Annotated in this window: 22 protein-coding genes; 5 read left to right on the top strand and 17 right to left on the bottom strand. The window is 66.3% G+C overall.

What is annotated here, in order from left to right; all coding sequences use genetic code 11:
- The first annotated feature begins 63 nt into the window (after window positions 1-63).
- Entirely contained in the window at window positions 64-855 is a 792-nt protein-coding gene (locus O1Q96_RS01590; protein ID WP_269246477.1) for a DUF4145 domain-containing protein, read from the top strand.
- A 107-nt stretch (window positions 856-962) separates the two neighbouring features.
- Here O1Q96_RS01590 and O1Q96_RS01595 read toward each other — a convergent pair whose 3' ends face one another.
- The 3 genes from O1Q96_RS01595 to istA form a co-directional block, all read right to left on the bottom strand.
- Window positions 963-1,391, bottom strand: coding sequence for a hypothetical protein (locus O1Q96_RS01595; RefSeq protein ID WP_269246478.1), 429 nt, complete (start codon window positions 1,389-1,391; stop codon window positions 963-965).
- A gap of 265 nt (window positions 1,392-1,656) precedes the next feature.
- Entirely contained in the window at window positions 1,657-2,430 is a 774-nt protein-coding gene (istB, locus tag O1Q96_RS01600) for an IS21-like element helper ATPase IstB (RefSeq protein ID WP_269246479.1), read from the bottom strand.
- Window positions 2,430-4,025: an IS21 family transposase gene (istA, locus tag O1Q96_RS01605; protein WP_269246480.1), complete on the bottom strand. Its 1,596-nt coding sequence runs from the start codon at window positions 4,023-4,025 to the stop codon at window positions 2,430-2,432. Before istA ends, istB begins: the two co-directional genes overlap by 1 nt.
- 469 nt (window positions 4,026-4,494) lie before the next feature.
- Between istA and O1Q96_RS01610 the strand changes: the two genes are divergently transcribed.
- Window positions 4,495-4,671 carry a DUF6417 family protein gene (locus tag O1Q96_RS01610; RefSeq protein ID WP_269246511.1) on the top strand — a complete coding sequence of 59 codons (177 nt, stop codon included), beginning with the start codon at window positions 4,495-4,497 and terminating at the stop codon, window positions 4,669-4,671.
- A 604-nt stretch (window positions 4,672-5,275) separates the two neighbouring features.
- On the opposite strand, the gene O1Q96_RS01615 is transcribed toward O1Q96_RS01610, so the two are convergent.
- Complete coding sequence (locus tag O1Q96_RS01615; protein WP_269246481.1) at window positions 5,276-6,715, bottom strand: SAV_2336 N-terminal domain-related protein; 1,440 nt, start codon at window positions 6,713-6,715, stop codon at window positions 5,276-5,278.
- On the bottom strand, window positions 6,712-8,160 hold the full coding sequence (locus tag O1Q96_RS01620; RefSeq protein ID WP_269246482.1) for a VMAP-C domain-containing protein: 1,449 nt from the start codon (window positions 8,158-8,160) through the stop codon (window positions 6,712-6,714). The genes O1Q96_RS01615 and O1Q96_RS01620 overlap by 4 nt, the downstream gene beginning before the upstream one ends.
- Window positions 8,161-8,350: 190 nt before the next feature.
- Between O1Q96_RS01620 and O1Q96_RS01625 the strand changes: the two genes are divergently transcribed.
- The gene (locus tag O1Q96_RS01625) at window positions 8,351-8,776 is read left to right on the top strand and encodes a hypothetical protein (protein ID WP_269246483.1); all 426 of its coding nucleotides are present in this window, start codon (window positions 8,351-8,353) and stop codon (window positions 8,774-8,776) included.
- A 4-nt stretch (window positions 8,777-8,780) separates the two neighbouring features.
- Here the strand turns inward: O1Q96_RS01625 and O1Q96_RS01630 are convergent, their stop codons facing one another.
- Window positions 8,781-13,934 carry a hypothetical protein gene (locus tag O1Q96_RS01630; RefSeq protein ID WP_331276014.1) on the bottom strand — a complete coding sequence of 1,718 codons (5,154 nt, stop codon included), beginning with the start codon at window positions 13,932-13,934 and terminating at the stop codon, window positions 8,781-8,783.
- 1,278 nt (window positions 13,935-15,212) lie between these two features.
- Here O1Q96_RS01630 and O1Q96_RS01645 point away from each other — a divergent pair.
- Entirely contained in the window at window positions 15,213-15,485 is a 273-nt protein-coding gene (locus tag O1Q96_RS01645) for a hypothetical protein (protein WP_269246486.1), read from the top strand.
- 48 nt (window positions 15,486-15,533) lie between these two features.
- Here O1Q96_RS01645 and O1Q96_RS01650 read toward each other — a convergent pair whose 3' ends face one another.
- The 11 genes from O1Q96_RS01650 to O1Q96_RS01705 form a co-directional block, all read right to left on the bottom strand.
- Entirely contained in the window at window positions 15,534-16,073 is a 540-nt protein-coding gene (locus O1Q96_RS01650; protein ID WP_331276017.1) for a GNAT family N-acetyltransferase, read from the bottom strand.
- 291 nt (window positions 16,074-16,364) lie between these two features.
- Window positions 16,365-17,264 carry a replication-relaxation family protein gene (locus O1Q96_RS01655; RefSeq protein WP_269246488.1) on the bottom strand — a complete coding sequence of 300 codons (900 nt, stop codon included), beginning with the start codon at window positions 17,262-17,264 and terminating at the stop codon, window positions 16,365-16,367.
- A gap of 928 nt (window positions 17,265-18,192) precedes the next feature.
- Window positions 18,193-18,342, bottom strand: coding sequence for a hypothetical protein (locus O1Q96_RS01660; RefSeq protein WP_269246489.1), 150 nt, complete (start codon window positions 18,340-18,342; stop codon window positions 18,193-18,195).
- 326 nt (window positions 18,343-18,668) lie between these two features.
- A complete protein-coding gene (locus tag O1Q96_RS01665; protein ID WP_269246490.1) occupies window positions 18,669-18,962 on the bottom strand; it encodes a hypothetical protein in 294 nt (97 codons plus the stop codon).
- A 447-nt stretch (window positions 18,963-19,409) separates the two neighbouring features.
- Window positions 19,410-19,703, bottom strand: a complete 294-nt coding sequence (locus tag O1Q96_RS01670; protein ID WP_269246490.1) for a hypothetical protein — start codon at window positions 19,701-19,703, stop codon at window positions 19,410-19,412.
- A 447-nt stretch (window positions 19,704-20,150) separates the two neighbouring features.
- On the bottom strand, window positions 20,151-20,444 hold the full coding sequence (locus O1Q96_RS01675; RefSeq protein ID WP_269246490.1) for a hypothetical protein: 294 nt from the start codon (window positions 20,442-20,444) through the stop codon (window positions 20,151-20,153).
- Between the two features lie 447 nt (window positions 20,445-20,891).
- Window positions 20,892-21,185 carry a hypothetical protein gene (locus O1Q96_RS01680; RefSeq protein WP_269246490.1) on the bottom strand — a complete coding sequence of 98 codons (294 nt, stop codon included), beginning with the start codon at window positions 21,183-21,185 and terminating at the stop codon, window positions 20,892-20,894.
- A gap of 1,518 nt (window positions 21,186-22,703) precedes the next feature.
- Entirely contained in the window at window positions 22,704-22,991 is a 288-nt protein-coding gene (locus O1Q96_RS01690; RefSeq protein ID WP_269246491.1) for a cold-shock protein, read from the bottom strand.
- Window positions 22,992-23,236: 245 nt separating this feature from the next.
- A complete protein-coding gene (locus tag O1Q96_RS01695; RefSeq protein WP_269246492.1) occupies window positions 23,237-23,770 on the bottom strand; it encodes a hypothetical protein in 534 nt (177 codons plus the stop codon).
- A 185-nt stretch (window positions 23,771-23,955) separates the two neighbouring features.
- The gene (locus O1Q96_RS01700) at window positions 23,956-24,303 is read right to left on the bottom strand and encodes a putative quinol monooxygenase (RefSeq protein WP_269246493.1); all 348 of its coding nucleotides are present in this window, start codon (window positions 24,301-24,303) and stop codon (window positions 23,956-23,958) included.
- A 324-nt stretch (window positions 24,304-24,627) separates the two neighbouring features.
- Window positions 24,628-25,377: a uridine kinase family protein gene (locus tag O1Q96_RS01705; protein WP_269246494.1), complete on the bottom strand. Its 750-nt coding sequence runs from the start codon at window positions 25,375-25,377 to the stop codon at window positions 24,628-24,630.
- 125 nt (window positions 25,378-25,502) lie between these two features.
- Between O1Q96_RS01705 and O1Q96_RS01710 the strand changes: the two genes are divergently transcribed.
- Window positions 25,503-26,768, top strand: coding sequence for an ISL3 family transposase (locus O1Q96_RS01710; RefSeq protein WP_269246495.1), 1,266 nt, complete (start codon window positions 25,503-25,505; stop codon window positions 26,766-26,768).
- Window positions 26,769-26,889 lie beyond the last annotated feature (121 nt).

A 26,889-nucleotide genomic window follows, 5' to 3' on the forward strand; every position in this document is an offset into this window, starting at 1 on the left:
GTCAGCGCACGCAGCCGCACAAATCACAAGCGCGGCACCTCAGCCAGATGAAACGCTTGGCCCATGAGTGAGCGCAGCCGTGTCACGATCGAGAACATCGACACTCGCACGCCGACCGGCGAGTGCCCGAACTGCAAACTGAACGTAGCGTTCGACCACGTCAGCCGACGAGATGTCTGGCCCGCCTTGAAGGACCGGCCCTTCGGCCCCGCTCGCTCTGGCGCGGACTTCAACGGCACTGGGCCCAGCCCGGAACTGCAGCCCAAGGCCGACGTCTTCCGCGTTGTCGAGCACATCCTGGCCTGCCAGAGCTGCAGGAAGACTGCCGTAGTGCACCAGCACTGGGGGCCGGACCTACCCAAGGGTGATGATCACGACGCCATCGCCACAGCCATCAGAGAGAGGGCATCCAAGCCGCGGCTCCTCCTCCTGGTGCATCCTCGGCGGTCGACGCAGACCCTTGATCCAACCGCCCCGCAGGAAGTCCGCGACCTCTTCAGCGAAGGCACCAGATGCCAGGAAGCCGGTGCACTGCGGGCAGCAGCAGCGATGTACCGAGCGGCGGTCGAAGAGCTCTGTAAAGATCGCGGTGCCACCGGTAGGAACCTCAAGGACAAGATCGCCGACCTGACCAGCAGAGGTGTACCCGCTGACGTTGTCCGCGACCTCGACGAGGCCCGGACTCTGGGCAACTGGAGCCTTCACGACGGGCTGGCCTTCTCCTACGCGGAGGTAGACGACGTAGCTTCGCTGATCCAGGAAGCCGTATTCCTCCTCTACGTCCAACCCGAACAGCGTGCCGCTCTCCGTGCAGCACGCCAACAACGTCACGATCAGGCACGTACTGGAGCATAACCGGCTATTTTAGAGGGGCTTGATGGAGGACTTAGCTGTGGGCTGGGTCAACGGCAGACTTCTGCGGGTCTGACGAACTCTGTGTCGTCCAGCCAGCAGACGCGGTGTTAATCAAGGTCGTCCCAGGCCCACGGTGTAGCAAGACTGCCGTCAGGTTCACGCCCGACCCGGAACTGCTCAGGAGGGTACGAGCCGTACTCGGCGGCCGGGGGAGTGAAGGGCGCAAAGGGCTGGGACGGCGCAGGCCACTGTCGGCGGTGTTCTTCCGATCGAGACACGGAACTCACCGCCGGAATCTGTGCTGCGCCCGGGCTGCGTGCGTAGCGGGTGGCCAGGGTGGTGACTTGTTCGTGGGCGCCTGTGGTGTACAGGGCGCTGAGGCGGCGGGTGGCTGCGGTCGGGTTGTCCAGGCTGACGTGCGCGGCAGGGTCGCGGGCGAGGACCTGTCCCGTCTGTTCGCTTGCGCCTGCCTGGCGCAGACTGTCCAGCAGGTGCGCGACGCCGTCCGCATCATCCAGCAACGCGTGAGCAGTCACCCACTGAGCAGGACACTTGTCGCTGGGATCGAGTTCGGCAATCAGACGGATGAGCTGGTCGGACGCGTACGAACTGCCAGCAGCAGATCCCTTGTAGTAGAGCTGTGCGGCGTCGCGGTGTAGCCCGAAACCCCACGCGGCGTCCGCCAGCTTTGCCAGGTCGGTGCTGCGGGCGTGGGCGGCTGCTGCGATCGAGAATGTGGACGTTCGCGATATTCCCCCGCCAAAAGTTTGCGTAATTCCCCCACCCCTCGCCTGATCGGGGTCACTTGACCGGGGCCTTGCCGGGCTTGTCGGTGGGGTTTTTGGGGCGCTTGTTCGGCCGGTAGCTGGGGCCGTTCATGATGACTTGGTGGCTGGTGTTGATGAGCCGGTCCAGGAGGGACTCGGCGACGACGGGGTTGGGGAAGAGCGGATACCAGTCGCTGGGCGCCCGGTTGCTCGTGATGATCAGGGACCGGCCCTGCCGCTCGGAGACGAGTTCGTAGAGGTCGTCGGCCTGGGCCGCGCCGAGCTGGCGCATGGCGAAGTCGTCGAGGATGAGCACGTCGGGACGTACCAACTCGCGCAGGCGTTTGTCCCAGGTGCGGTCCGCGTGGCCGCCGGCCAGTTCGGCGAGGATCCGGCTGGTCTTGGCGAAGCGGACGTGGGCGCCCTGGCGGACCGCGAGGTGCCCGAGGGCCTGGGCGACGTGCGTCTTGCCGACCCCGACGGGACCGAACAAAATGACCGACTCGCCCGCGTGCAGCCAGCGCAGGGCGCCGAGGTCGCGGATCTGGGCCGCGGGCAGCTTCGAGGAGGCGGTGAAGTCGAACTCCTCGAGGGTGACCTGCTGCTCGAACTTCGCCCGGTGCAGGCGCCGTTGGAAGGCGACGGTCTCGCGGCGGGTGATCTCGTCCTGGCAGAGGACCTGGAGGAAGTCGAGGTGGCCGAGCTCGCCGCCGTGGGCCTGGGCGAGGCGGGCATCAAGGGTTTCCAGCATTCCCGAGAGCCGCAGCGACTTCAGCGACTCGCGCAGGGCGGTGTCCATCACGCTCATCAGATGCTTCCCTCAGCTTCGCCGTGGACCTGGTCGTCGCGGAGCCCGTCCGCCGTGTCGGGGGGTGTCGCGGAGGCGAACAGCCGCTTCGGTCCGTGGAGGAAAGCCGCGGCTCCCGCATCGCCGCTGGTCTCGGGCTCGGGATCGGTCTCGGTGCCGGCGATCAGGATGCCCTTGATGGTGCGGTAGGACGGGTCGCCGACCGTGATCGCTCTCGCGCAGGCGGCCTCCAGCCGCGTGTCGCCGTACTTCTTGCGCAGTCCGAGAACTCCCTGGGCGGCGCGGAGCCGGTAGAGCGCGTTGACCTCCAGCAGCTGGTCGACGACCTCGCGGCAGGCGTCGCCGAGCTCGGACGCCTGGGTGCGGCACCAGATCGGTGTCTTCATCTGGAAGGCGATCTTCTCCGGCGGGTAGTCGCTTCTGTCGGTGCGTTTGCCCTGCTCAAGTGCCGCGTGAGTCTTGACCAGTTCACCGTCGAGGAAGACCTGGACCATCGTGGCGGTGGAGCGGACATCGACCCTTCGGCCGATCAGTTTCCAGGGCACCGAGTAGAGGGTGCGGCCGACCTTGATGTGGATGTCCGGGCCGACCGTCGCGGTCGACCAGCGGGCCAGCACGAACGGGGTGGGCGGCAGCGGCAGCAGCGTCTCCGCCTCCAGGGCCCCGAAGACCGCCATCGGGGTGGCCCCGCCCAGCGGCCGGCATGGCCGCTGGCCTGCGACGTTCTGGGCCCAGGTGACGGCCTCGGCCTGCATGTGCTCGATCGAGATGAACTCCCGCCCGCGCCAGAACGAGTCCCGGATGTAGGGCATGGGCCGCTCCACCCTGGGCTTGTCCTTCGGCTTCAGGGCGCGAGCCGGGTCCACCAACGCCCCGTAGTGGGTGGCGAGTTCGGCATACGCCTTGTTGATTTTCGGGTCGTAGAGATCGGGCTTGTCGACGCCGGTCTTCAGGTTGTCCGGTACGAGCCGGCGCGGGACGCCGCCGAAGTAGCGGAAGGCCGCGACGTGAGCTTCGGTCCAGGAGTGCTGGTGGAGGTTGAGGACGGGGCGGACGAACATGTGCCGCGAGCACGGCAGGACCATCACGAAGGCCCAGATCCGGTGCCGTTTGCCGGTGCGCGGGTTGATCCACTGACCCAGGAAGCCGTAGTCGATCTGGGCCTCCTCGCCCGGCTCGATGTCCTCGCGCAGGACGGTGACCTGCGACCTTTTCACGTCGTCGGGCAGCGTGGCGTGCACCCAGCGGCGGAACGCGGAGATCGACACCTGAAGCTTGTGCTCGTCCCGCAGCCGTTGATGGATCGTGGTGACCGTCACCTCACCCAGCAGGCCCTCGATGTAGTCGCGGTGCCGATCGATCTCCGCCCAAGTGATCTGCCGCAGACGGGAGTTGGTCAGCTCAGGGAACCACTCCTTGATCAGCTTGGCCCAGTCGGCCTCGCCCATCGGCGGCCCGCCCGGAGTGATCCCGGCCGCCTCCGCCGGCGTCAGGTACTTGCGGATCGTCTTGCGGTCCACCCCCAGCGACGCGGCCAGCTCACGCTTCGAGCGGCCTGCGTACCAGTGGACGTAGATCTCGGTGACATCGACCACGACGAACGTTCTCCTCGCCATCCGGGCTGCCCATCGGCCTTGCGAACCACAGGCCGAGAGCCGCCCCGAGCACCTCCGCGATGCCCCGGTCCCTCGATCCCGAACTCCGCCGTACCCATGGCCAATTAGGAGAATTCGGTATGGGGAATAACGAAGTGCTCAAACCACCCAACATGGGGAAAATCGCGATCGTCGACACGAGAAATCCCCCGCCGCTGCCTCGACGCCCTCATGACCATGGCCGGGCAGTGGAAGAGCCGCCCTGACATCCCCGCCGCAACCAGCGCCGTCCGCGCTGCACGTGACGCGGACCTCATCCCGGAGCGGTGACCGTGAGTTCCTTCTGGTTCCTCATGTCGGGCACGGTCAACCGGGTGGATTGACACCCCAGATGCCTACGTGTGTGCATGGGGTCTGATGCAGGTTTGGGTGACAGGTCAACCTGTCACCCAAACCTGCATCAGACCCCATCACCTTCGCCCCTGTCGAGCACACGACGGAGCGGCTGCCCCTGCTGAGCCTGGACGAGGCGCACGACCTGCTACGCCTACTGCTGGCAGTGGCGCTCGACGAGGGAGCGCAGTCAGAAGAGGCCAACCGACTGGCGCGCGAAATCGCGGCCCGTATCCCCTCCGAAACCAGGTGATGCAGCCCTCGCGCAGAGTATTCGATGAAGCCGCTACCGACCAACGGCGAGCTGGAGCGTGGCAACGGCCCTTGCCGTGCGCATCGTTGTCAGTGCCTGCTCCTACCCTGCTGAAAGAGCAACGTCGGGAGGCAGCTTGGCGGATGTTCGAGCGTCGGCACGGCTTTCCCCCCCGGCACCAACGAGGTCCGGCCGGCCAGCCGTGCCCATCGAACCGCGGCTCGCGCGCTTGCTCAAGCGGGCGTTATCCCGGCTGACCTGGTCACTTTCTACGACAGCATCGGCGACGTCACCTGGGCGGACGTCGGCAACGGCTACTTCCTCGACCCGGCAAGTGACGTCCTTTTGCGACTTCAGGAGCACGGCTCTGTCGATGCTGGCGCGGACCAGAAGGTGGCCCTCGGCTCGAACGGCGGCGGCCTCTCCTACGTCGCGGGCCCTGATGGGTCGGTTCATCGGACGCGGACGGCCGGCTCGTCTGCTCCCCGTTCACGGTGACAGGCCGGCCGCGGCCGCCCCGTGAAAGACGTCCCCGCACGTGAGTGAGGGCATCGGCGAGCGTTCCCAGCTACGACGTGGCTTCAAGCGGCCCGGAAATAGCAAGTTAAGTGTCGAGTCCTGTGAGGGCGGGCCTGTCCGAAGGTGGCGTGTGAGCGATGAGGGCTGTGCGAAGGTGTTCGGCGGTGTTGCGGTGCTCTTGCGATTGTGCGGACAGTGCGGTGAGCAGGCTTGCTTCCACACGCAGATACGGGAGTGCCTGTGGTGTGATCGTGGGTATTGCTTGTGGTGTTGGTTTCCGAAGGCGGTCGCTGAGCCCTGAGAGGGCTGGCATGTGGCGTGCCAGGTGCCTGTCGAGCAGCTCCGCGGTCTGATAGGTGTGGGTGGAGTCGCTCTGGGCGAGGAGACACTGGCGTACGTCGTCGGCGAAGTCGAAGGTCACCTGGCCGAAGCTGCTTGCTTCTCCAGCGGGCTTTTCAAAGGCGACGAGTAGGTTGCTGGTAAGGACGCGCGATAGATCACTGGGGGTGGCTGTCGGTTCTGACTTATCGGCAATGAGGTCCATTACATACCGGTTTAGGGGAGCCATGGCGAGGCTCTTGGCAAGGGCGTATGTGCTTTCAGGTACCGAGGATTCAAAGGCCGCGACCCGCTCGCTGGCCGTTGTGGACGGTTCGCTCTGTTTTGGGAAGAAAGGCCTCTCCGTCAAGGGGCCTGCGGGAATGGCTGCGACCGGCTGATGAACGCGTGAGTTGGTCAGAAGCATGCGAACCCACTGATCGATCCATCGTTTGCGAAGTTCCAGCACAGGGATGAGCGTCGGTGTGGGGCCGATGTTTTCGGCTGGGTGTGCCTGCGGCTCTTCGATTTCGTGAAGTACCAGGTTGTTGTTGGTGCAGCCAGGTGTAGGGGCGCGCAGGCGTGCTTGGCGGGTGGGTAAGCCTGTGAGTTCCCACTCGATCTCGGGGAGCGTCTGCAGAATGGCTACGACGTGATGGCTGGCCCATGCGCGAAGGTGCTTGAGAACTTCTGACCGGTGCCAGTGAGGGCCGACTCCGTCGGTAAGCAGAAGGATCATGCACCGGCGGTTAGTGTCCGCCGGGGCGTGAGATAGGGAACTTGCGTCGGGGGTGAACGTCAGTGGCTTGCCTTGCCGGTTCTTCATGCGGATGACGCGCACGCTGTGAAAGAGCGGGAGGTCGTGTGCGCAGGCTGCGATTGCGTTGGCGGTCGAGAACCAGGGCTGCATGGACAGGGCAGTGTCGACGACGAGGACGAGTTCCCAGCCTGGTGAGAAGGACAGAGCAAAGGGATCCAGAGGGCTCTCGTAAATACCGTCGCTTGAGGGCTCACGGGGGCCTTCCAGCTTGGCCAGAAGGTTCAGAGGAGCCATTGCGGTTTCCATGGCCGGGGCCTGTGAGGTTACGCCCCATTTACTCGGAGGCTCGGTGAACTCAGCCTCGAAAGAGGAGGAGTTGCGCCAGATCGGCAACGCGCTCTGCAGCGGTGAGGCGGTGATCACCCAGCGGTCGTCAGGGAGGGTCACCGTGCCGAGACCTCGTCTGGGGACGTCAGGGGGCTGGGCTCGGGCAGATCTCGGTCAGGATCGTCCCAGATGAGGACGGCGTCATGCAGGGCCTCTGCTTGCGGGCTCCCGTCTCGAGCTGATTGGACTTGGTTGAGCCTCATGGGCAGTTGTGCGGGGGGCACTTCGTCGAAGAGTATTTCAGCGTAAGTGCGGAACTGCTGGACGTCGGTGTTGCTGCGGTCCCACATGACGGCGGCCACTCCTTGATGGAGTGCCTCCAACAATTGTGCGCGGCCGGCTTCGCTGGCTGGCGACTCGGCCAGGATCAGGGGGCGTCTGGCCGGTAGATCGGCGGTTTTGCCAGCGGGGCACAGAGCGCGCCGGGCGGTCGGGTCCTGGCCAATGAGGCCGGACCAGTGTGCACGCCACGGATCGCGGGTGTCATCCGGACGCAAGCCCATGCTGCGGACGACCACCCGCATGCGAGTCTGTCCCTCTTGCAGGTCCTCCTCCGGCACACACCAGTGCATTACGGGAAGGTTGATCAGGGATAGTCCGAGCCAGAACTCGACCAGGATCTGACGGGGGGTCTTCTGGGCGGTCCAGTGGGCAAGGCGCTGGCGCACGACACGCTGCAAATCGCTCTGGCGGACGAGGACATCGTCGTCCTTGAACGTCTGGTCGTGCTGGTGCCACACGCGCAGGGTGCAGTAATCCTCGTCCAGGCCGTCCGGGAGGAGTACCACCATGATGCGGTGCTCTGGAATGGAGCGGGTGTGCCGGGAGGAGGGGCGGGCTGAGGAGCGGCAGGCTTTGAGCGGTTTTTCAAGGCCGCGGGCCTGCGCATAGGCCAGATTCCACCGCTGCAGCTGCCGCTGAGCGTCAGGGTCGGTCAAGGACGCGGCCGCGTGTTCAAGGAAGGCCAGGAACGGAGGTAGCCCGTCGGGCCGTGTGTTGCGACGCATCAGGTGCAGCGTGACGCTCCAGGCGTTCGTGCAGTGGTCTGGAAGCCTGGGGGGGAACGGGGCGAGCGCTGACCGTGCGACGTCATTGACGTCGAGTGCACAGTCCCGCAGCATCGTGTGCAGTGCGCTGAGTTCATCCTGGGGGAGGCGTGCGTGCGCGAGATTGAGGTCGCTGAGTAGCCGCAGTTGAGAGACCATCTCGCGGTCACCGGTCACGGCGAGTACAGCGCGGGTGAGCGAGTCCGTCTTCTCGCCGGTCTGGTCGTTTTGGGCACACCCATGAACGATTTTCGCCAGTTCATCGGTGGCTGATGCTTCGCGCGGAGCGGGAGGCACGCTGAAAGCGAGGTGGCGTAGGAGCGCTCGGCGTGCGGCTGGCTTGCCCAGTCCCTCTGAGTGTTCCAGGAGGCGGATCATGGCTTGCTCAAGTAGAACGGTGGACGCTACCGCGCCCAAAAGCTTGGCGGCGGAGATGCCCAGGTCTCTAGATGTGCCCATGGAGTGTCCCCCCAGTCCGGCGCGCGGGATGTGATGCGTCGGAGCGTGACTCGCATGCGTACTTGAACTGTCCCGCATGACGGCCGGCTTTGCCAGAGCGCATTGGGTCTAACGACAGGGCGTGAATCCAGACAGCGTCTGCGCGGTAATCCACCCATGTGGAGGCGTGGCGAGGGGTGACAATAGGCGTGTGGGGGACATGAGCGTGTGGGCGGCGTGGGCTGCTGCGCTGACGAGCGCGGCGACGTTGATCGTGACCACGGTAGTAGGGGGTCGCCGAGATCAGCGGCGCTGGGCGCGGGATGCTCTCACTGATGCCTTCGTGGCTTTCCTGGAAGCCAGTTGGCAACATTCGGACCTCTCTCGTGAACAGATGGAAGGCAGCGCTCCACCAAATGGTGCGGCAGAGGCCTACGAGGAGATGCGTAGCCAGCTGACGCGGCTGCGTCTGCTGGCTTCCGGGCGTGCCCTGGGAGCGTGTGAGGAGTTGCTGCGCTGTCAGAAGGAGGTGCGTCAGACCACACCGGGGCCGGCCCGGCAGGGTGCGCTCGCCCGTGCGTCGCAGGCACGCCGCACGGTAGTGGCGGCGGCGAAGTCGGAGATGGGCTTGCCGTAGACGGTCAGCAGCTGACATAGCGGCCCAGCCTGTCTTCGATGCTCAACCTCAGTTCTGTCAGAACGCCACGCGCCTGCGGCGTGAGGGGCATCTCCGTGGTGGCTCTAAGTAGTCGGCTGGCGATGTCTCTGCGTCGTTCGTCAGCTTCCTCCTGGGAGCCGGGCAGCCAGTGGTGCACGATGTTCTTCAAGGCCGCCAGCAGGATTGGATCTTCGCTGGGAAGGGCATCCAGCAGTGGCTCAACGCTCCAGTACCCCAGGGAGATGATGCGTGCCCTGCCGAGGCTGGGGTGAGAGGTGATCACCTCAGGATGCATCTGCGCCACCTCATCCATGTCCTCCTTGGCCTTGTAGCTCGGGTCGTCCTTCGCCTTCAGCCGCGTCAAGTATCCGATCGCGCTGATCGCATGGGCGGCGAGCCGGACTTCGATGGAGCCGTGCACCCCGTGCGAGTGGCGGATGACTGTCGAGAGGTTGTACGGATCGAAGGCCGCTTGTTGCACAAAGGCGAGCTCTTCATAAAGACCAGCACTGGCGGCCAGGAGCACGAATCGGTGTCCTGCAACACCACTGGGATTCGTTCGGGCGGCCAGAGTGAGCAGCTGGCGCCGTGCGTTGAGCGGTAGCGCAACGGGTTTGACCGCGGGCGCGTCTAACAGCACATCAGCGCTGCCCAGCAGCGTCAGCATGCGCCGGTCATGGATCGTTTCGGCGAAGCTTTCCTCGTGCGCTGTGAGGAAGTCGCCCGTTTCCGCACGGGGAAGCAGCGCGCGTCGCCAGGTGGTGGCCCAAGGCCAGTGAAGTGCTGCCTGATCCTGGCCTTGCGTGAGCAGGGCGCGGTGGACACGCCAGGCCAGCCGCCGGCCTGTGTCTGCATCGAGGTGCTCGGCCGCACCGACCAACGCCGCCACAGCCTCCAAGGACTCGCCGTCCAGATCGTCGAGATGGGGGTCGAGCATGCTCGCCAGCATCTCGTGCATCTCTTGCGGGAGGCTGTGCACGAAGGCTGAAGCAATCATCAGAGATTTGGCTGTACCTGTCGCAACCAATCGGCGAAGGCATGCTTCATCGACGTCGACGTTGCCTGCGAGCAGATGATGAGCAGCCAGTGCTTTGAGAGAGTCGTTCTTCAGGGCCAGCATCTGCGTCCACTGATCGGCGCCGACGCCGATGCTGTTGAGAACGTCCGAGGCCAACATCATGGTGGGCGCCGCGGATCCGTCCCACTGAAAGGCGTGCTGCGCAGCGACTGCTTGATCGATCAGCTGCGGCCAGTCGCGGTAGTCGGCCAGTCCGATCCGGAAGCGGTAAGCCAAGAGCGTTTCGAGCTGACCACATCCTGCGAGCTGGTTGAGAAGGCGAATGCGTTCGAGATTCAGCTGCTCCACCGTGTCGGTAGCCGCTGTTGCGCGCAGCAGTGCGTCCAGTTCGTGCAGGCGCCGACGGCAGGCGTCAGCGTAGAGGCGAGTTCGAGCCCGGTCCGGCTGCACCCCTAGGTGTGTGACGGTCTCCCACGCCTGAGAGAGCACCTCCCAGGGCTGATCGGCAGCGATCCTGTCCCAGGCCAACCCCACACGACTGTGAAGACGCGCGACTTGCATGCTGCGTAAGGCGCGCGTGACGAGCCGGGCATCTTGCCGCGCCGGTGGCGCTGCAGGGTCGAGGAAAGTCGTCAGCACTTGCCTTAGGCAGTCGGTGGCGCCGGGAGCGAACCAGCGGTGCATCATCACCAGACCGTCAAGCGCTGCCTCAGCTGCCTCGGTGGCCACTCCGGCGTTTAACGCTATCTCGCGGAGGATATCCAAGGCACTGCCGTCCCCATACTTCGCGAGTGCGTAGGCCGATCGTTTCCAGGCAGGCACACTGCTGTCCGCGGCACGCAATACGTCCTTGTGCTCGCGCAGGAATCCGTCGCGGATGCAGTCGATGACGGGGCTCGAGGGAGCGGCTTGCAGAAGCAGCGCCCCGTACCAGGGGCTGGCGGTCACACCGGCTCTTACAACCGTTTCGGTCGTCTCCTCCGGCGTATCAGGATCGGTGACCAGTAGCACTGCCGCTTCTCTCCAGCCGTAGCGCAGTACGTGATCGGTGACAGTGTCGAGTTCTGCTTGCGGAGTCCGCTGCAGGGCGACCGCCCCGCAGTAGGACTGCACCAGGGGGTCGCGGAAGCTGACCCGCTTGGCGACCTCGTCCAGGCACGGTGTCTGAAGCAGATCCTCAAGCGACGCCTCTCCGGTGCCCGGCTCTGCGGTGTTCAAGGCCTCTACTGCGTCCGCCTTGCGTAGCGCACCGGATGCATCGAGCTTCTTAGCAATCTCGCCAAGGCGCCGGATCACGTCATCGACGTTGACGTTCGACGCCGCGTCCTTCAGCAGGCGCGTCAGGTAGTGCCGCACCAATTCGCCTGGACCAGAGAGCACGACATCGGTTCCGGCATAGTGATCCACGAGCATGCTCAAGAACTGTGGCTTGCCCGCGAGGTCCCGTAGTGCCACCGCGCCGACATCGTGAAACAGGCGATCCTCGAGGCTTTTGAACCGTTTATTCCAGCTATGTTCATCCCGTTTGCGCAGCACTGTGCGCAAAAAGTCCCGTGCAGCCCCCTCGCGGACCTTGTGCACCACCACGGCCGGCCACCCCAACACCGCCGGGTCGTAGTCCCGAATACGGTCGCACACGAGTAGACCCAGCCGCGGGACCCGCCGGGCAAGCCGGGCCAGATATACCATGATCTGGCCGCGCTCGCGGCCGTCCACCAGATGAAGCCCGTCCACGGTGACGTGTACGGCGCCCATGGAGATCAACGCCGCCAAAGTCGCATCGCACAAATGTTCCTGCACGCCGTTGGCGGAACGCAAAAGCCGGTAGACAGTCTTGGGTGCGGCTGGGCCGCGCAGGAATTCCATCACGTCGACGGCCGACACCCACAGTGGCAGCAGCGGACTCTGAGTTGCAGGGATGTCTTCAGAAAGCCTGCGCAGATACAACTCTCGAGCCACCGTCGTCTTGCCCACCGAGGGATCGGAGAGCAGCACGACGCGCATCTCTTTCTCGATTAGCATCACACAATCGTCGGCCCCGGCCGATAACGCGCCGAAGCCCTGCTGCACATACGGGGCCCCGGGCGTTAACCGGTGTCCTTCCAGCGCGATGTAGGTGAACGAGGAGTCTGCGGCCTGACCCGCGGCGGGGTCAGGCCTCTTCGCTTTTCCCGGCGGAGCATCCACGCCCGTGAGGTGGCGCTCGAGAAGTTCGCGGCGAGCTGACTGGAGTCTAGGTGACGGTAGGCGGCGCAGTCCCTGGACCACCTGCTGCAGCACCGCGGCGTCCTTAACGGACGAGGATGCGACCAACAGCAGATCTCCCGCGCCGGAGGCATCTGTGGCTCCGGCATTGAGCAGGGCCTGGCAGGCAAGGGCCGAGTCGCTGGATGACCAGTCGGTGAACAGCTCATCCAGCGCCCCGAGGCTTTCGTTCGCCACGCCGGCCACGGCGCAGGAGGCTCTGAGACGCTGCGGGTTTGCGCGTTCGTCCTCGTTGTCAGCCCATTTCAACGTGCGGCAGGCTGCCAGAACCAGATGCTGGGGATAGTGGGTGCGCCAGTCCTCGAGTGCCGATTCCGGAATCGTTTCCGCCAGCGTGCTACGCACCTGCCACAGGATGCGCAGGGCCAAGCCGAGTTGACGGTGATCTTCGGCCAGTGCTTCTGCGATGTCGGCGGCTGCAGTGCGGACTTGGTCGTCGTCCCAGAAGGCCGACATTCGAGAGAGGAAGCCCAGGAAGCGCTGCAGCCGAACCAGCTCTCCCCAGCCCAGCCTCTCGGCAAAGCAGTCGCGGACCAGGCATGTCTCCAACCACGCCGGATCCTGCAGGGTCGCCCCCGACTTGGCGAACGTCGCGAAGTCGATCAGATAGGGCGTGGAGCCGAGGATGATGATGTTGCGAGGATTGAGGTCACAGTGGACCGGTGAAAACAATCTCTTCGCGGTGCTTTTCCACAACACGGAATGCAGATGCCGGGCGGGATGCGCGATCCGCGATCCTTCGAAGGCGATCGTCGTTGCGCTCTCGTCAAACCCGCTGGTCTCGAAAGCGCGAGCCATCGTGGCAGACCACGTCTGTGCTCGCACAGCGGTGACCTTGCCGAGGATCTCGACGTCTTTACCCTCCGACTGCGCCTTGCGAATCAGGTTGATGTTCTCGGCGGACTTGGACGACCCCAGCAGCTGAACGCGCACCCTGACTGCGCTTTCCCGCAAGTTACCTGTAACGAAATCCTCGCCGACCTCTAGCTTTTTCAGCGTCAGGCGCACCGTGTCCCCGATTAGCAGAGTCCGGCTGGGGCCAGGTGGGGAGGTGGATTCGACGCCCACGTCACTGGAATGCAGACGTCGCTCCGAGCCGTCGTCGTCTGCGTTGCCGTCCATCAGTAGGAGATCATCCGACGTTGCTTTGACCTGGCCCACCGATAAGGAGACGTCAAAACCCAGCGAGTTGTTGAACGACAGCAGCCCTTTCTCCTGAACTTCTCCCGAGTCGTACATGCTGCCGGCCAGAGACGACAGGACCTGTCTCACCAGGCCGACGCACTCCTCGATGGAAGCGCGGCCGTCGAGCGTCGTGGCAATCACGTCTTCCAGGGACACCATGGCTACTTCTTTGCGGTGATCCCATTCCGTGACGTGTCGGTAGACCACGACATTGTGGCGCGTATCGTCGGTGCGCTCGTCCAGCACACCCTGGCTGACTGCGGTGATAGCGACAAAGAGGTTACTGTCACAGGTGTCGCGCAGGCGGCCATACCCTTTCCATTCTTCGACCGCCGCTGCCACGTCCATCAGCTTGGCTACCTGAAGCGCCGGCTTCCGATTTCCCGCCCGCCGGGTGACGATCTCCAAGACCCGCGCACCGCTGCGCCCTTCTGTGAGGCTCCGCCGAACTTCGACGCTGGCCACGGTCGCTGGCCATATGCCCAGCTCACGGCACTTGGTCTCGCCTGCTGATGAATCAGAGTGGCGCACGATGCCCCGGAGGACGTCCTCGACGGAGGCTCGGTAGCGATCTGCCACATCGCATCCGTCAGCCCAGTAAATCTCCAAAGGTTCCGTCACGATGCCCCCCGACACCTCGCGCTCAGATGCGATGTACCCCATCACCATTGAATCAACGCATTGTAGGGAACGGAACTCGGTAACGTCTGCCGAACGATCCAATAACCTACCCGTTCACTCAGGTGAGTGAACGACTCGCAGATGGCCAACCCGCGGGGCCTGAAGCTGCCAGGGCTGGCTGGCTTGCCACTTACCTCTGCAGGCGAGGCTCGTGAGAGTGGGCGAGAGGAACGTCCAAGGGCGGCTCGCAGTTCCAAGAACCGATCGGCGTGGAGCTTGCCCGTCTGCATCGTCGGCGCCCACGGCCAGATCGGATGGGTGGTATGCCCGTCACCAGAAGGATCAGGGCCCGGTTGTCGCAGGAGATGCGAAAGAAGGGGGCAGATCGGCCGCTCAGTGATGAGGTGGGTCTTCTATCGCACTTCGGCCGGCGGGCTCCGGACCTGTCAGGTATCCCTTTTTTCAGAGCAGCTCGCAGGTTCACGGAGTCGATCGCGCAACGGGGCCAGTCCAACTCGCCACGGTGAGCCGAGCCCGTAGAGGACCAGGCGGTGACGTCCACATCGTCGCCATGGGTGAACCGCTGGGCGCCTCCGCCTCCATCCGCAACCGCTCCCAAGACGCCCGGCGCTCGGCGGTCCGACCACCGCTCTGTGCCTACCTCATGTAGGTGGCATGCCGCAGGGAATGCCACCCGTCGGCCTTGCTGACGCCACGCCTTGAAGGTCAGTAGGTGCCGCGACTCAGGTACTTACATGATGGTGAGCGGCCATGGTTCGCGGAGCGGCGTGGTGCACGGGCTTGTCCGCGCCAGCGTCCTGAAGGCGCCGCACCCACACGGACGTCACGGACAGCAGGCCAGTAAAGACCACGAGAAAGAGCACAGATACCCACATCTGCCGACTCTCGGGATACTCCCACCCTGACCAGGCAGCTGAAGCCGCCCACAGCAGGACAGCTGCCCCGTAGAAGGTGCGCATCCGGTGTAGATGCCGCACCGCACGCAAGGACCTGGAGTGATCATTCTCTGTGGCCGTGTCTCCTGCCGCGTCATCGGCAAGCAGCATCGACGCCACCACGCGCTTGCCCGCGGACTCGCCGACTGACCGGCACAGCCGACTGCGCACGTGCGCGCAGACCTCCAAGCCCCTACCGGTCTCCCTACCAACTCCCCTACCGGCCCCCGTAGTACGCTGCGCACGGTCTGCGCAGGTCAGGCCGGGTGGTCGGCCCGACCACACAGCCCCGAAATCCAGCCCTCGCTCTCTTCCGGCTCTCCCGGCCCTTCAGTTGTGGGCGCGGTGTCGGTGGCGGGCAGGGTGCGGGATGTTCTGGAGCAGCGGGAACAGAGGGCGGGCGGTGGGTGGTTCGAAGGCGTACCCGTACGGATCCACGGCAGCGGTCCGGGGCCATGTGCTGGCGGCGCTCGGGGTGCTGAGGGTGGCAACCGCCGCCCAGGTACGGCAGCTGATGTGTCCGGGCCACAAGGACAACAAGGCGGTGCGCAACGCCGCCCTCGATCTTGCGCGCCACGGGCTCGCGTACGCATTTCCCGAGAGACGGGAAACACGCTTCGCCGACTCCAGCGAATGTCGATGAGAGCTTCGCTGGTCGAAGAAGACGGGATCGTGAACCAAGCCGAACGAGTCATCCATGCGGTGGTCGAGGAGACGGGGTGGCTGCGTGCCACTCGTCTTCGAGGACGCTGAACATCTCGGAGTCCCGCCAACCGTCCCGGATCAGCGCGGTGTGACGATGACGTCCTTCTCGTGTCATGCCGAGCTTGCTGAGTACCCGTGCCGACCCGAGGTTCCGCGGGTCGCAGGTGGCATAGATGCGGTGGAGCTCGAGATCCTCGAAGCCTCGCGCCAGCAGTTCCCTGCCGATCGCCGTTCCGACGCCCTGCCCCCAGACCCCAGGATGCACCGCATAGGTGATCTCGCCTTGACGTTGTCCTCGGCTCCGGACATGGAGCTCCCCCATGCCGACGACATCGCCATCGAAACGGGCTATGTAGGCGAACCGATGCTGAGGTGCGTGCGACCAGGCCGCGACCGCAGCCGCCACGAACGCGCACGTCTGCTCTTCGGTATTCGGCCCCCAGGTCTGGAAGCGACAGACCTGAGCGAGGGAAGCCCAGGAGTGGACAGCTCGCCAGTCTGCGAGCTCAATTCTGCTCAAGGTCACCGAATGCCGAGCCATAAGCTGATCTTGCCAGAGACAGCTGCGCCGACCTACCGGTTCCAAAGCAGGCACACTCAACGACGCTTCCATATCCCTGTTACGGCCTGCCCACTCGGCGGACCGGCGGCGGCCACCATGAGTCCTTTCCCCATAGACCCCACGTATGAGGCCCGAATCTGACGTCGGGGCCCCCTCACGCACACAGCGGCGAACACCACGTTCTCCAGTGCAGGGCCGTGACCTGCATGGTCGGGTCTGTGGTCGGGGCCGACCAGAGCATGGTCGGGTTGGTGGTCAGGCCTCCCGGGTGTGCGTCCAGCTCACGCGCCGGGTGGGATCCTGGACGGGTTGCCACACCGGCGCTGAGGGCCCGTCGCGCAGCAGGTCGGCCATCGCTGCCACCAGGACGGGAACCTCACGCAGAAAGGCCGCCTCGGCCGTATCCCGGGCCGCTGCGTGCAGGGCCTGGGCACGGTTGTGGATATCGGCCGGGCCGGTGTTGTCCAGGATGAACAGCAGCCGCGGAAACAGCGGGTAGCGGCGCCGCCAGGATTCCTCCGGCGGTTCCATGAACGGCTGCCGGGGCCGTCCGACCGGCACGGGTGCGTAACGGTGGAGCCGGGCGTAAGCACCGATCTTCGAGGCCAGGCGCTCAGGCCCCATGGTCGCCCGGTCGACCTCTATGAACGCCCGCAGCATCGCCCCCTCCTCACTGCTGGCGCTGCCGGTGCGGTAGTACAGCAGCGCGTCCGGGATGACCGCCTCGCCGTGGCCGAGGGGGTGGTGGACCTCGGGGATCCAGTCGAGCGGCCGGCACACTTCGCCGCGGCGCCGGGCATCTTGCACGAACGCCAGCCCGACCTCTGTCACCGTCAGCCCATGCCCCGCCCGCAGCCGCACCGCGGTCCGGTCGGCGGCCAGCCGGGACGGCTGCCACTCCCGCAGCTCCGGCAACTGCGCGGCCACCTGCGCCCCGTACTCGGTAACGAACCAGACCCGCGTCCGGCCGGCCTGCGCAAGCGTGACCCGATCCACCAGACCCTCGTTACGGAGTTTGGCCATGCGGCGGCGCGTCTGCTCCACCCGCACCCCGGGCGCGATCAGCAGATGCAGCTGCTCCGTCGTCGCCATCCGGTACTGCGCCAGCACCGCCAACGCCAGCCGGTCCCCACCACCCGCATCCACATTCACCATCGCCCAACCTCGCTACCGGTCCAAGGCAGCACCCACCCCACCGGGCACCGCGCGTCCCCGCCACAGCAGCAGCCGGCCCCGACCACAACCCCGACCACGAAGGCCCGACCACGGTCACGAAGCGACAACACCACCCCCGACCAGGCCCACAACCCCACCCATGAACCGGCCGACAACCCCACCCACAACAGTCCGCGCCCCTCCAGCGCCTGACGACATATCCGCAGCTCACCACCCCTGCACGGCCGTGGTCGCCAGCCCGACATCCCCCTCTGCACACCCCCACACCCCGTCAGCCAGGAAGAAGGAAAGGGGCGGGGATGGGTGGGCGTGCCTCGGGGGATCGGGGCGCCGTGCTCTTGTTGCGCGTCGGCGGGCCTCCGCGCTCGGGCGACGGGCAAGGCCGGCGCGGAAGGGGACGGGCGGGGGCGCTGCCGAGCGGTTGCAGGCGCCCCCGCTGATCGATTGCTGAGGCTGTGTCCGTGCCTGCGGCTGTGATTCCGCAATCCTGCAGGGGCTGTTCGAGGACTGGGAGACCGAGACCATGCACGCCGAGGGCTGGTCCCGCGCCGCCGAACCCAAGGCGCCGCCCGCCCCGCCGGTACATCCCCGTCTCGTACCGCGCGGGGAAGGCTGAGCCGCGATTCATGCAGGAGCCCGGGACCGAGCGGGGTCCGGGCTCCTGCACCGCACACCGCCGGGGGGAGTCGGCGCGCTGGACCTGCCCAACGACGTCCGCACCTCAGGGATGCGCAGGGCGTGGCCGTCAATGGCGGCTGCTGTTCTTCCGCTGGGCAGGGCCCCGGCCGAATAGACAGCCCGAGGGGAGGCGGCCGGTGCGGGGTTAGGCAGTCAGCCTCGCAGGGCCCTCTGCCCCAAGGGGTTGCGGCGGAGGGCCCGCCCCTTTGACCGGTGCGAGGGGGGCTGTTCAGCGTTTCGTGAGGGCGGCCAGGTAGACCCGCACCAGCTCCGCGCCCGCCGTGCACCGTCCGGTTCCTCTCGGGCACTCGTGGCACGTGCGCAGGTGTTCCACGTACGTGTCGTAGCTGCGCTGGGCATCGGGTGTCATGGTGTGCATTCGTGCCTCCCCGCGACACGCGCCACCGGCGCGCTTGCTTGCCGACTGTCTCCAGCCAAACCCGAGCATATGGCGCGAGGAGCGCGTCTGTACCCCACTGCATGACGACGATGGATGACGAATGGGGCCCGTGCCGGTTCCGTCAACGCGGCACGGACCCCGGTGGCGAACCTACCCGCCTCCCGACCGGGGCACCCCCGCGGTTCGGGGTGCGGTGTCCACGCGTGTGGGTGGCGACAGTCGGCGGGCTCGACGGGGCGTTCGGCAGAAAGCGGGAGCGGGTGAGCCGCAACTTCCTAGCGCTGTCCCGCAACTGGTCCGGCTGGTTAGCCGTGGATGCTTTGGTCCACGGACTGCCCGCCGAAAGTTCCTGTCACGGTGTTCGAGTTCCCATCGCCTGAAAACTGCTGGTTGCTACCCGCGGACACGTTGTCGTTTTGGCTGTTGTCCTCATTGGCGTTGCCGTTGCCGAGAACGCCCACTGCGTCGATGGCTCCCGTTGTCTGGGTGAGTTCCTCTCCGGTACCGGGGTCGGGGTCCGCCACCGCGTTAGTTCCGGACAGGACGAAAGTGGCCCCGGCAAGAGCGAGACCAACAGCTACACGCTTCATGTTGTTCATGCCAGGCAAACAATCTTGAGTCCGTCCGAGTTACGTCCACCACGGAGTTCCGGGACGGTCTTTTGGCGAGGGCGCCTGGCGTTCTGGACTCACCTTGGCGGCCCGGCCAGGTTCACCGTTGTGGTGAGGACAGTCGGCGGGCTCGGCGGGACGCTCGGCAGAAAGCCAATGAGTAACCGCCCGTGCGAGCGGCGGCCGGGCCCGTGCCGTCCGGCGGCGCACGGCGACGATGCCCCCGCACCCGCCCCTACCAATATCGGCACGGGACCCCGGGGCCTGCCATCCCGGGGTCCCTCTGTGCGCAATTCGTTGACCATGCGCCCTCAATGACCGGCCGGACCCGGAGACCCGCCCGAACGCGTCCTCAGCCGGCATCGACTACCGGCTGCAACCCACGACGCTGCGCCAGGCCCTGTTCGGGAAGCGCCCGCACGGGCCGCGGGCCGGTTAGCCGTGGATGCTTTGGTCCACGGACTGCCCGCCGAAAGTTCCTGTCACGGTGTTCGAGTTCCCATCGCCTGAAAACTGCTGGTTGCTACCCGCGGACACGTTGTCGTTTTGGCTGTTGTCCTCATTGGCGTTGCCGTTGCCGAGAACGCCCACTGCGTCGATGGCTCCCGTTGTCTGGGTGAGTTCCTCTCCGGTACCGGGGTCGGGGTCCGCCACCGCGTTAGTTCCGGACAGGACGAAAGTGGCCCCGGCAAGAGCGAGACCAACAGCTACACGCTTCATGTTGTTCATGCCAGGCAAACAATCTTGAGTCCGTCCGAGTTACGTCCACCACGGAGTTCCGGGACGGTCTTTTGGCGAGGGCGCCTGGCGTTCTGGACTCACCTTGGCGGCCCGGCCAGGTTCACCGTTGTGGTGAGGACAGTCGGCGGGCTCGGCGGGACGCTCGGCAGAAAGCCAATGAGTAACCGCCCGTGCGAGCGGCGGCCGGGCCCGTGCCGTCCGGCGGCGCACGGCGACGATGCCCCCGCACCCGCCCCTACCAATATCGGCACGGGACCCCGGGGCCTGCCATCCCGGGGTCCCTCTGTGCGCAATTCGTTGACCATGCGCCCTCAATGACCGGCCGGACCCGGAGACCCGCCCGAACGCGTCCTCAGCCGGCATCGACTACCGGCTGCAACCCACGACGCTGCGCCAGGCCCTGTTCGGGAAGCGCCCGCACGGGCCGCGGGCCGGTTAGCCGTGGATGCTTTGGTCCACGGACTGCCCGCCGAAAGTTCCTGTCACGGTGTTCGAGTTCCCATCGCCTGAAAACTGCTGGTTGCTACCCGCGGACACGTTGTCGTTTTGGCTGTTGTCCTCATTGGCGTTGCCGTTGCCGAGAACGCCCACTGCGTCGATGGCTCCCGTTGTCTGGGTGAGTTCCTCTCCGGTACCGGGGTCGGGGTCCGCCACCGCGTTAGTTCCGGACAGGACGAAAGTGGCCCCGGCAAGAGCGAGACCAACAGCTACACGCTTCATGTTGTTCATGCCAGGCAAACAATCTTGAGTCCGTCCGAGTTACGTCCACCACGGAGTTCCGGGACGGTCTTTTGGCGAGGGCGCCTGGCGTTCTGGACTCACCTTGGCGGCCCGGCCAGGTTCACCGTTGTGGTGAGGACAGTCGGCGGGCTCGGCGGGACGCTCGGCAGAAAGCCAATGAGTAACCGCCCGTGCGAGCGGCGGCCGGGCCCGTGCCGTCCGGCGGCGCACGGCGACGATGCCCCCGCACCCGCCCCTACCAATATCGGCACGGGACCCCGGGGCCTGCCATCCCGGGGTCCCTCTGTGCGCAATTCGTTGACCATGCGCCCTCAATGACCGGCCGGACCCGGAGACCCGCCCGAACGCGTCCTCAGCCGGCATCGACTACCGGCTGCAACCCACGACGCTGCGCCAGGCCCTGTTCGGGAAGCGCCCGCACGGGCCGCGGGCCGGTTAGCCGTGGATGCTTTGGTCCACGGACTGCCCGCCGAAAGTTCCTGTCACGGTGTTCGAGTTCCCATCGCCTGAAAACTGCTGGTTGCTACCCGCGGACACGTTGTCGTTTTGGCTGTTGTCCTCATTGGCGTTGCCGTTGCCGAGAACGCCCACTGCGTCGATGGCTCCCGTTGTCTGGGTGAGTTCCTCTCCGGTACCGGGGTCGGGGTCCGCCACCGCGTTAGTTCCGGACAGGACGAAAGTGGCCCCGGCAAGAGCGAGACCAACAGCTACACGCTTCATGTTGTTCATGCCAGGCAAACAATCTTGAGTCCGTCCGAGTTACGTCCACCACGGAGTTCCGGGACGGTCTTTTGGCGAGGGCGCCTGGCGTTCTGGACTCACCTTGGCGGCCCGGCCAGGTTCACCGTTGTGGTGAGGACAGTCGGCGGGCTCGGCGGGACGCTCGGCAGAAAGCCAATGAGTAACCGCCCGTGCGAGCGGCGGCCGGGCCCGTGCCGTCCGGCGGCGCACGGCGACGATGCCCCCGCACCCGCCCCTACCAATATCGGCACGGGACCCCGGGGCCTGCCATCCCGGGGTCCCTCTGTGCGCAATTCGTTGACCATGCGCCCTCAATGACCGGCCGGACCCGGAGACCCGCCCGAACGCGTCCTCAGCCGGCATCGACTACCGGCTGCAACCCACGACGCTGCGCCAGGCCCTGTTCGGGAAGCGCCCGCACGGGCCGCGGGCCGGTAGCGGCTGAGCCCGCTATCCGATGGTCGCAGCGAGTGTTCGCCGGTCGGTGCGCCGACTCCGGGAGCAGTCGCCGGGCAGGGACGCCGGGTGTCAGGGGCGGGTGTCCACAATGAGGGCCACGGTCGCCGCGAGGATCGTGACCGCGGCCATGACGACCAGCACCGTTCTCACCCCCCTCACGTGTCGACCTGCGCAGGACACGGGGGCCGGCCCCGGCAAGATGCTCCAGGGCACGGGTGAACACTTGCCCTCTGCCGGCATCCGGCGGGCTTGGGCGTCCGTCTCCCGCAACTGCACGCACCACGCACAGGTGTCTTCTGCATGGCCGGCACTCCGGGCGCCGGGACCCGGATCGAAACAGTCACCGAAGGCTTCCATAGCTGCTCAACGACCGACTCCCGGCAAACGGCCGGAGCCTCACCCATTTGCCCCGGCCTCCCTGTTCAGCCGGACTTATCGCAGGAGCCTGAGCACGTCGTCGCCTCCCCGGGAGGAAGCGCATTCCCTGACAGCGACGTGGTGTCGCCTGCCGTCTGCTGGTCACACGAGGTGATCAGCCGCCGAAGGCGCCGTCAGCGTGACGTACGGCCGCAGCCGCAACCGAAGCAGCCCTCGCGACGCTCTGGACCGGTAGTCCGCAAAACACTGGTTGGGAGACAGAGATGACCCCCTGGAGCAACGAGAACCTCAGTTCCTGCGCCTACGCCGACCCCTACGCCGTTCCGGACCTCCCTGAGAGCACCTGGCCGACGCCCGTCCATGCCGGTGACGACCTGGACTACTTCCTGCCGCCGCCCAACCCCGCCGAACGCCTCAACTCGATCCTTGACCCGCGCGATGAACGGCGGCTTGCCCTGAATGCGACGCTCACCGCCGCCAGTACCCCCCCCGATGCCGGAAGACCGCGCGGTCATCGACCAGCTCAGCGCCCTGCCGGCAGACGTCAGCACCGTCCTCCAGCGCTGGCTGCACCACGCCCTGTGAACCCTGGAAGGGACCCGCGACCGTGCGCGACGCGCTGCATCGGGTGGTGACCGGCCCGAGTACCGTCCCGGCCCGGTCGCGTCCTCACCCGCCGACGGCCACAGGGCGTGGGGGCAGTCCAGGTGGCACTATCCAGACGAGCTGGCCGTGCTGCGGCCGTTCGGCCGGCGGACAAGCCAGCCGAGTTGCTGGCTGGATGTTGTCGGCCCGGACGTCGAAGCGCACCCGGTGGCCCGCGACCAGCACGCGGTCCGCGTCGCCGTGCACCGCCGACCGGTGGGCGACAGCCTCCCAGCCGCCGCCGTCCTGAGTGATGGCACCCACACCCCGTTCGGGATCGAACCACTTCACCACACCGCTCGGCACAGGCACCCCCAGCTCTTGACGCCACCGGATGGGAGCCCTCAGCATCTGCCCGCGCATGATCGCCGACAACCGGCGCGGGTCCTGGCGCGCGAGGCAGACACCCCGCGCCCGACCAGGCTTCACTACCCCAGCAAGCGCGCTGGCCGGCTTTCCGGCCGTGCTCAGCGCTGCGGGAAAGCCGTCACAGAAGACCGTGGCACGGAAGGGGTACTGGCACGTCGGCCCAGCTCGCGAGTGCGCGGCCAGCCCGGTCAGGGTGGGATGAAGGCGTCGACCGCCAGGGCGCCGTCGTCGTCCATGCGGACCTGGTCGGCGAGTTGGGCGAGGACCTGTTCCGGCTCAAGACCGGTACGGGCGGCGATCACGCGCAGCCGGCGGCTCACCTCGGCAGACAGCCACACCTGCGCCTTCCACTCATCACGCTCATCCTGACGCTCCATCTGCCACGCGGCACGGCGGGGGAGAGCACCCTCCCGCTGCGCGTCGCGTCCCCGCGCCCACGTACTGCCCTGCACGTCCCCCTCCGGGCTGTAGACCGGCCACCCCTGAGCGTCCGTCAGGGCGGCGACACGGCGCCACTCGGCATGCCGCGCCACCCACTGCTCCGCGAGGTCCTCCGGGTCACCGTCGTACGGGTCACAGCCGACGGCGGGGGAGTGCAGCTGCTGCCGGGTCTCCCGCTCACGCCGCTGCGCTTCCGCGACCTTGTCCGCGACCTGCGCCACGCTCAGCCCCTGGCCCTGGCGCCGGACCGCAGCCCGGGCCACATCATCGGCACTCCACATCACGCGCTGCCCTCCTGCGCCGCCCACGCCAGACCGAGGCCGGCCAACTGCGCACGACGCTCCGCACTCTGGCTGCCCAACGCCGCGAGCGTGCTCGTATCGGCAGCGAGAAGGGCATCCGCTGGGGCGGACACCCCCACTCAGCCGCAGCATGACCGGGCCCGGTGAGCCGTTCCCGTCATCTCTCAGCCATTACCGACCCGGCTTGGTGCCAACTCGGCGATGACCTCGGCACCATCAACTGCTCCCGTCAGCGAGCGCACATCCGCGACGTCGTATTCGGCCACCGCGGCGGCGATCACCACGGCGCCCTGCTCGTCGCCGGGACCATCGCCTCGGAACGCCTCGACGGCAGCCTGCGACTCCCACCGCTCGAAGATGTTGATGCGCCCGGAATCCACCAGGTCTGCGGTGATAGCGAAGTCGAGGCAGCCCGTTGTGCGGCGGGCCAGTTCAACGACGCTCACACAGCCTGCGAGGTAGGAATCACGCTGTTGAGGGTCGACAACGATGTGCCCTGCGACGATCACCATGTGCTGCTCCTTGCTGGGTCCGAACCGGCAGTCGCCAACTATGACCGTCGACCGAGGCCAGACTCATCGGCGCGCAGGATGGGAACTCCCGGTCCATACCCCTGCGCTTGGGCCAACTCCACCGTTGGCTACGGACCGTGACAGGGCTAACTGGCCGTACCTGGGGAATTCTTGCTGGCCGCTGTCATTCCAGTCAAAGCCGAGCATATGGCGCGAGGGGCGCGTCTGTACCCACTGCATGACGACGAGGGAGGGCCCCGTGCCGGTTCCGTCAATGCGGCACGGACCCCGGCGCCAAACCTACCCGCCCCCCGCCGAGAGTGGTCAGTGCCCGGTGACCACGAGATGAGCCCGTTTCTCGGGACGGGTGGCGGCCAGGTAGTGCTCTTCTGCCAGACGCCAGCGAGACTCCCAGTCGATGGGGCCGTGGTCGTCGCCGCGCTCTCGGAGACGGCGCAAGGATTCCTCACGCAGGCTGTCGACGTAGACAAGCAGGTCGTAGTAGTCGGCAAGCTCGGGTCGGGCCGTGTAGACGCCCTCCACGACAACGATGCTGGAGGCGGAGACTCTGTGGAGTTCGCCCGGGGCCAGGTCGCCCGTGATCCAGTCGTAGCGCCGGTAGACAGCATCGCGGCCGGACGTGAGCGGAAGGAGTACTTCCTCGCGCAGCCGCTGCCAGTCGAAGTAACGGTGGTAGCCCTCCTCAGGATCCAGATGGACACGCTCCTTCGCATCCATCGGGCGGTAGAAGTCGTCACCATGCACCACCGCGGCGCCACGCAACTCCACGAGGGCCATCGCCAAGGTCGTTTTACCGGAGCCACCCACACCGTCGATCGCGACCAAAGCAACGCCGCTGCGGCTTCGAGCATCGATGGCAGCGGCCACCTGTTCAGCACTGACCGGGAGCATCATTATGGCCGCATCCTGTTCCCAGCAGGCAGCCCGACAGAAGAGCAGAGGCTCCCGCGTCTCCGACCCGTTGAGGTCGAAATACCTGACCACCCCCTCGGCGTTCGGTCCACCGTTGTTCGAACCGTGCGCCATCCAAAGTGATGAACAGGTGCTGCCCATTCCCGGGCTCTGGTCCACTTCGTGTGGTCGCGTACGCAGAGTGACTGTTGATCTTCGTGCGATGGCAGTTGAGGTCGCCCGAAAATCGCCCGGCTGGACGGTGGTGTGGTCGACAGTCCTTCGCCGTGAACGAAGTGCTTCCGCAGTTGGATGAGCTGCTGTTCTCCTCGGTCGAGGGCGTGTTGTTGGAGTCGGTCGAGGTGTCCGACACAGTCGTCCGGGTCGAGGCTCGTACGACCGCAGGACGGGCGGCCTGTCCGGAGTGCGGATGCTGGTCAGGGCGCATACATGCCTCCTACCTGCGGTTTCCTCGTGATCTGCCGACAGCGGGCAAGCTGGTCGTGGTGTCGTTACGAGTGCGGCGGTTCGTCTGCGCGGAGGACTCCTGCACGCGCAAAACCTTTGCTGAGCAAGTCCCTGGGCTCACGCGTCGGTTCGGACGACAGACCGAGCGGTTGCGATCGACGCTGGTGTCGGTCGGCCTCGCGCTCGCAGGCCGGGCAGGCGCCCGCATGACGGATGCCTTCCAAGTCCCGGTCAGCAGGAATACCCTGCTGAGGCTGATCGCCTCGCTTCCGGACCCCGTCACCACCACACCCCGCGTGGTCGGCGTGGACGAATACGCCCAGCGCAAGGGCCGTATCTACGGAACCGTGCTCGTCGACGTCGAAACACGTCGTCCGATCGACCTCCTTCCCGACCGGGAGGCAGACACGCTCGCGGCCTGGCTCGCCGAGCGGCCCGGCATTGAGATCATCTGCCGTGACCGGGCCCCCTTCTTCGCCGAAGGCGCCACCCGAGGCGCCCCGCAGGCCCTCCAGGTCGCCGACCGATGGCACCTCTGGCACAACCTGGGAGAAGCCGCTGAGAAATGCGTCTACCGGCACCACGGCTGCTTGCGCCCCACGCCGGCGCAGCCGGAGGAACCGCAGGAAGAAGCGGAGCCAACCGCATCGTCACCCTGGCCGACAGGGCACCGGTTCGCCGAACGCACCCGCGCCAATCACGCCACCATCCATGCTCTCCTCGACGCCGGTCACAGCAAGCGATCCGTCGCCCGGCAACTCGGCATGACCCTCAGCACCATCCTGCGCTTCTCCCGCGCCGCCACCCCGGAGGAGATGTTCACCGGCCAGTGGCAAAGCCGTGCGACCAGGCTCGACGACTACAAGCCCTACATCGACCAGCGCTGGCAGGAAGGCTGCACCAACGCCTGGAAACTATGGGAGGAGATCAAGGAACAAGGCTATCCACGCGGATACGCCAGCGTCCGTGACTACGTCAGCAGGACTCTTCGCGGCAAGCCCCAACCGGTCGGCCCCCGACCGCCATCGGCCCGCGCCGTCACGCGCTGGATCCTCACGCACCCCAGGGCTGATTCAAAGTCCTGAGGATCATGGAAACGTGCAGGTCGCTGCGGTGTGACGATCCGGCTGAAGGCCGTCACGAACACAACGAAGCTCCGGTTGACGGGGTGATTTTCCCAAGTCGCCCTGCCCGTCCGGAGCTTCG

The organism is Streptomyces aurantiacus (assembly GCF_027107535.1).
Lineage (GTDB): Bacteria > Actinomycetota > Actinomycetes > Streptomycetales > Streptomycetaceae > Streptomyces.

Bases quoted from the DNA above. Each gene is read 5' to 3' on its own strand.
- O1Q96_RS01590 (WP_269246477.1), top strand. From the start codon at position 64: ATGAGTGAGCGCAGCCGTGTCACGATCGAGAACATCGACACTCGCACG.
- istB (WP_269246479.1), bottom strand. From the start codon at position 2,430: ATGAGCGTGATGGACACCGCCCTGCGCGAGTCGCTGAAGTCGCTGCGG.
- O1Q96_RS01620 (WP_269246482.1), bottom strand. From the start codon at position 8,160: ATGGGCACATCTAGAGACCTGGGCATCTCCGCCGCCAAGCTTTTGGGC.
- O1Q96_RS01630 (WP_331276014.1), bottom strand. From the start codon at position 13,934: ATGGTGATGGGGTACATCGCATCTGAGCGCGAGGTGTCGGGGGGCATC.
- O1Q96_RS01645 (WP_269246486.1), top strand. From the start codon at position 15,213: ATGTTCTGGAGCAGCGGGAACAGAGGGCGGGCGGTGGGTGGTTCGAAG.
- O1Q96_RS01655 (WP_269246488.1), bottom strand. From the start codon at position 17,264: ATGGTGAATGTGGATGCGGGTGGTGGGGACCGGCTGGCGTTGGCGGTG.
- O1Q96_RS01660 (WP_269246489.1), bottom strand. From the start codon at position 18,342: ATGCACACCATGACACCCGATGCCCAGCGCAGCTACGACACGTACGTG.
- O1Q96_RS01665 (WP_269246490.1), bottom strand. From the start codon at position 18,962: ATGAACAACATGAAGCGTGTAGCTGTTGGTCTCGCTCTTGCCGGGGCC.
- O1Q96_RS01670 (WP_269246490.1), bottom strand. From the start codon at position 19,703: ATGAACAACATGAAGCGTGTAGCTGTTGGTCTCGCTCTTGCCGGGGCC.
- O1Q96_RS01675 (WP_269246490.1), bottom strand. From the start codon at position 20,444: ATGAACAACATGAAGCGTGTAGCTGTTGGTCTCGCTCTTGCCGGGGCC.
- O1Q96_RS01680 (WP_269246490.1), bottom strand. From the start codon at position 21,185: ATGAACAACATGAAGCGTGTAGCTGTTGGTCTCGCTCTTGCCGGGGCC.
- O1Q96_RS01695 (WP_269246492.1), bottom strand. From the start codon at position 23,770: ATGTGGAGTGCCGATGATGTGGCCCGGGCTGCGGTCCGGCGCCAGGGC.
- O1Q96_RS01700 (WP_269246493.1), bottom strand. From the start codon at position 24,303: ATGGTGATCGTCGCAGGGCACATCGTTGTCGACCCTCAACAGCGTGAT.
- O1Q96_RS01705 (WP_269246494.1), bottom strand. From the start codon at position 25,377: ATGGGCAGCACCTGTTCATCACTTTGGATGGCGCACGGTTCGAACAAC.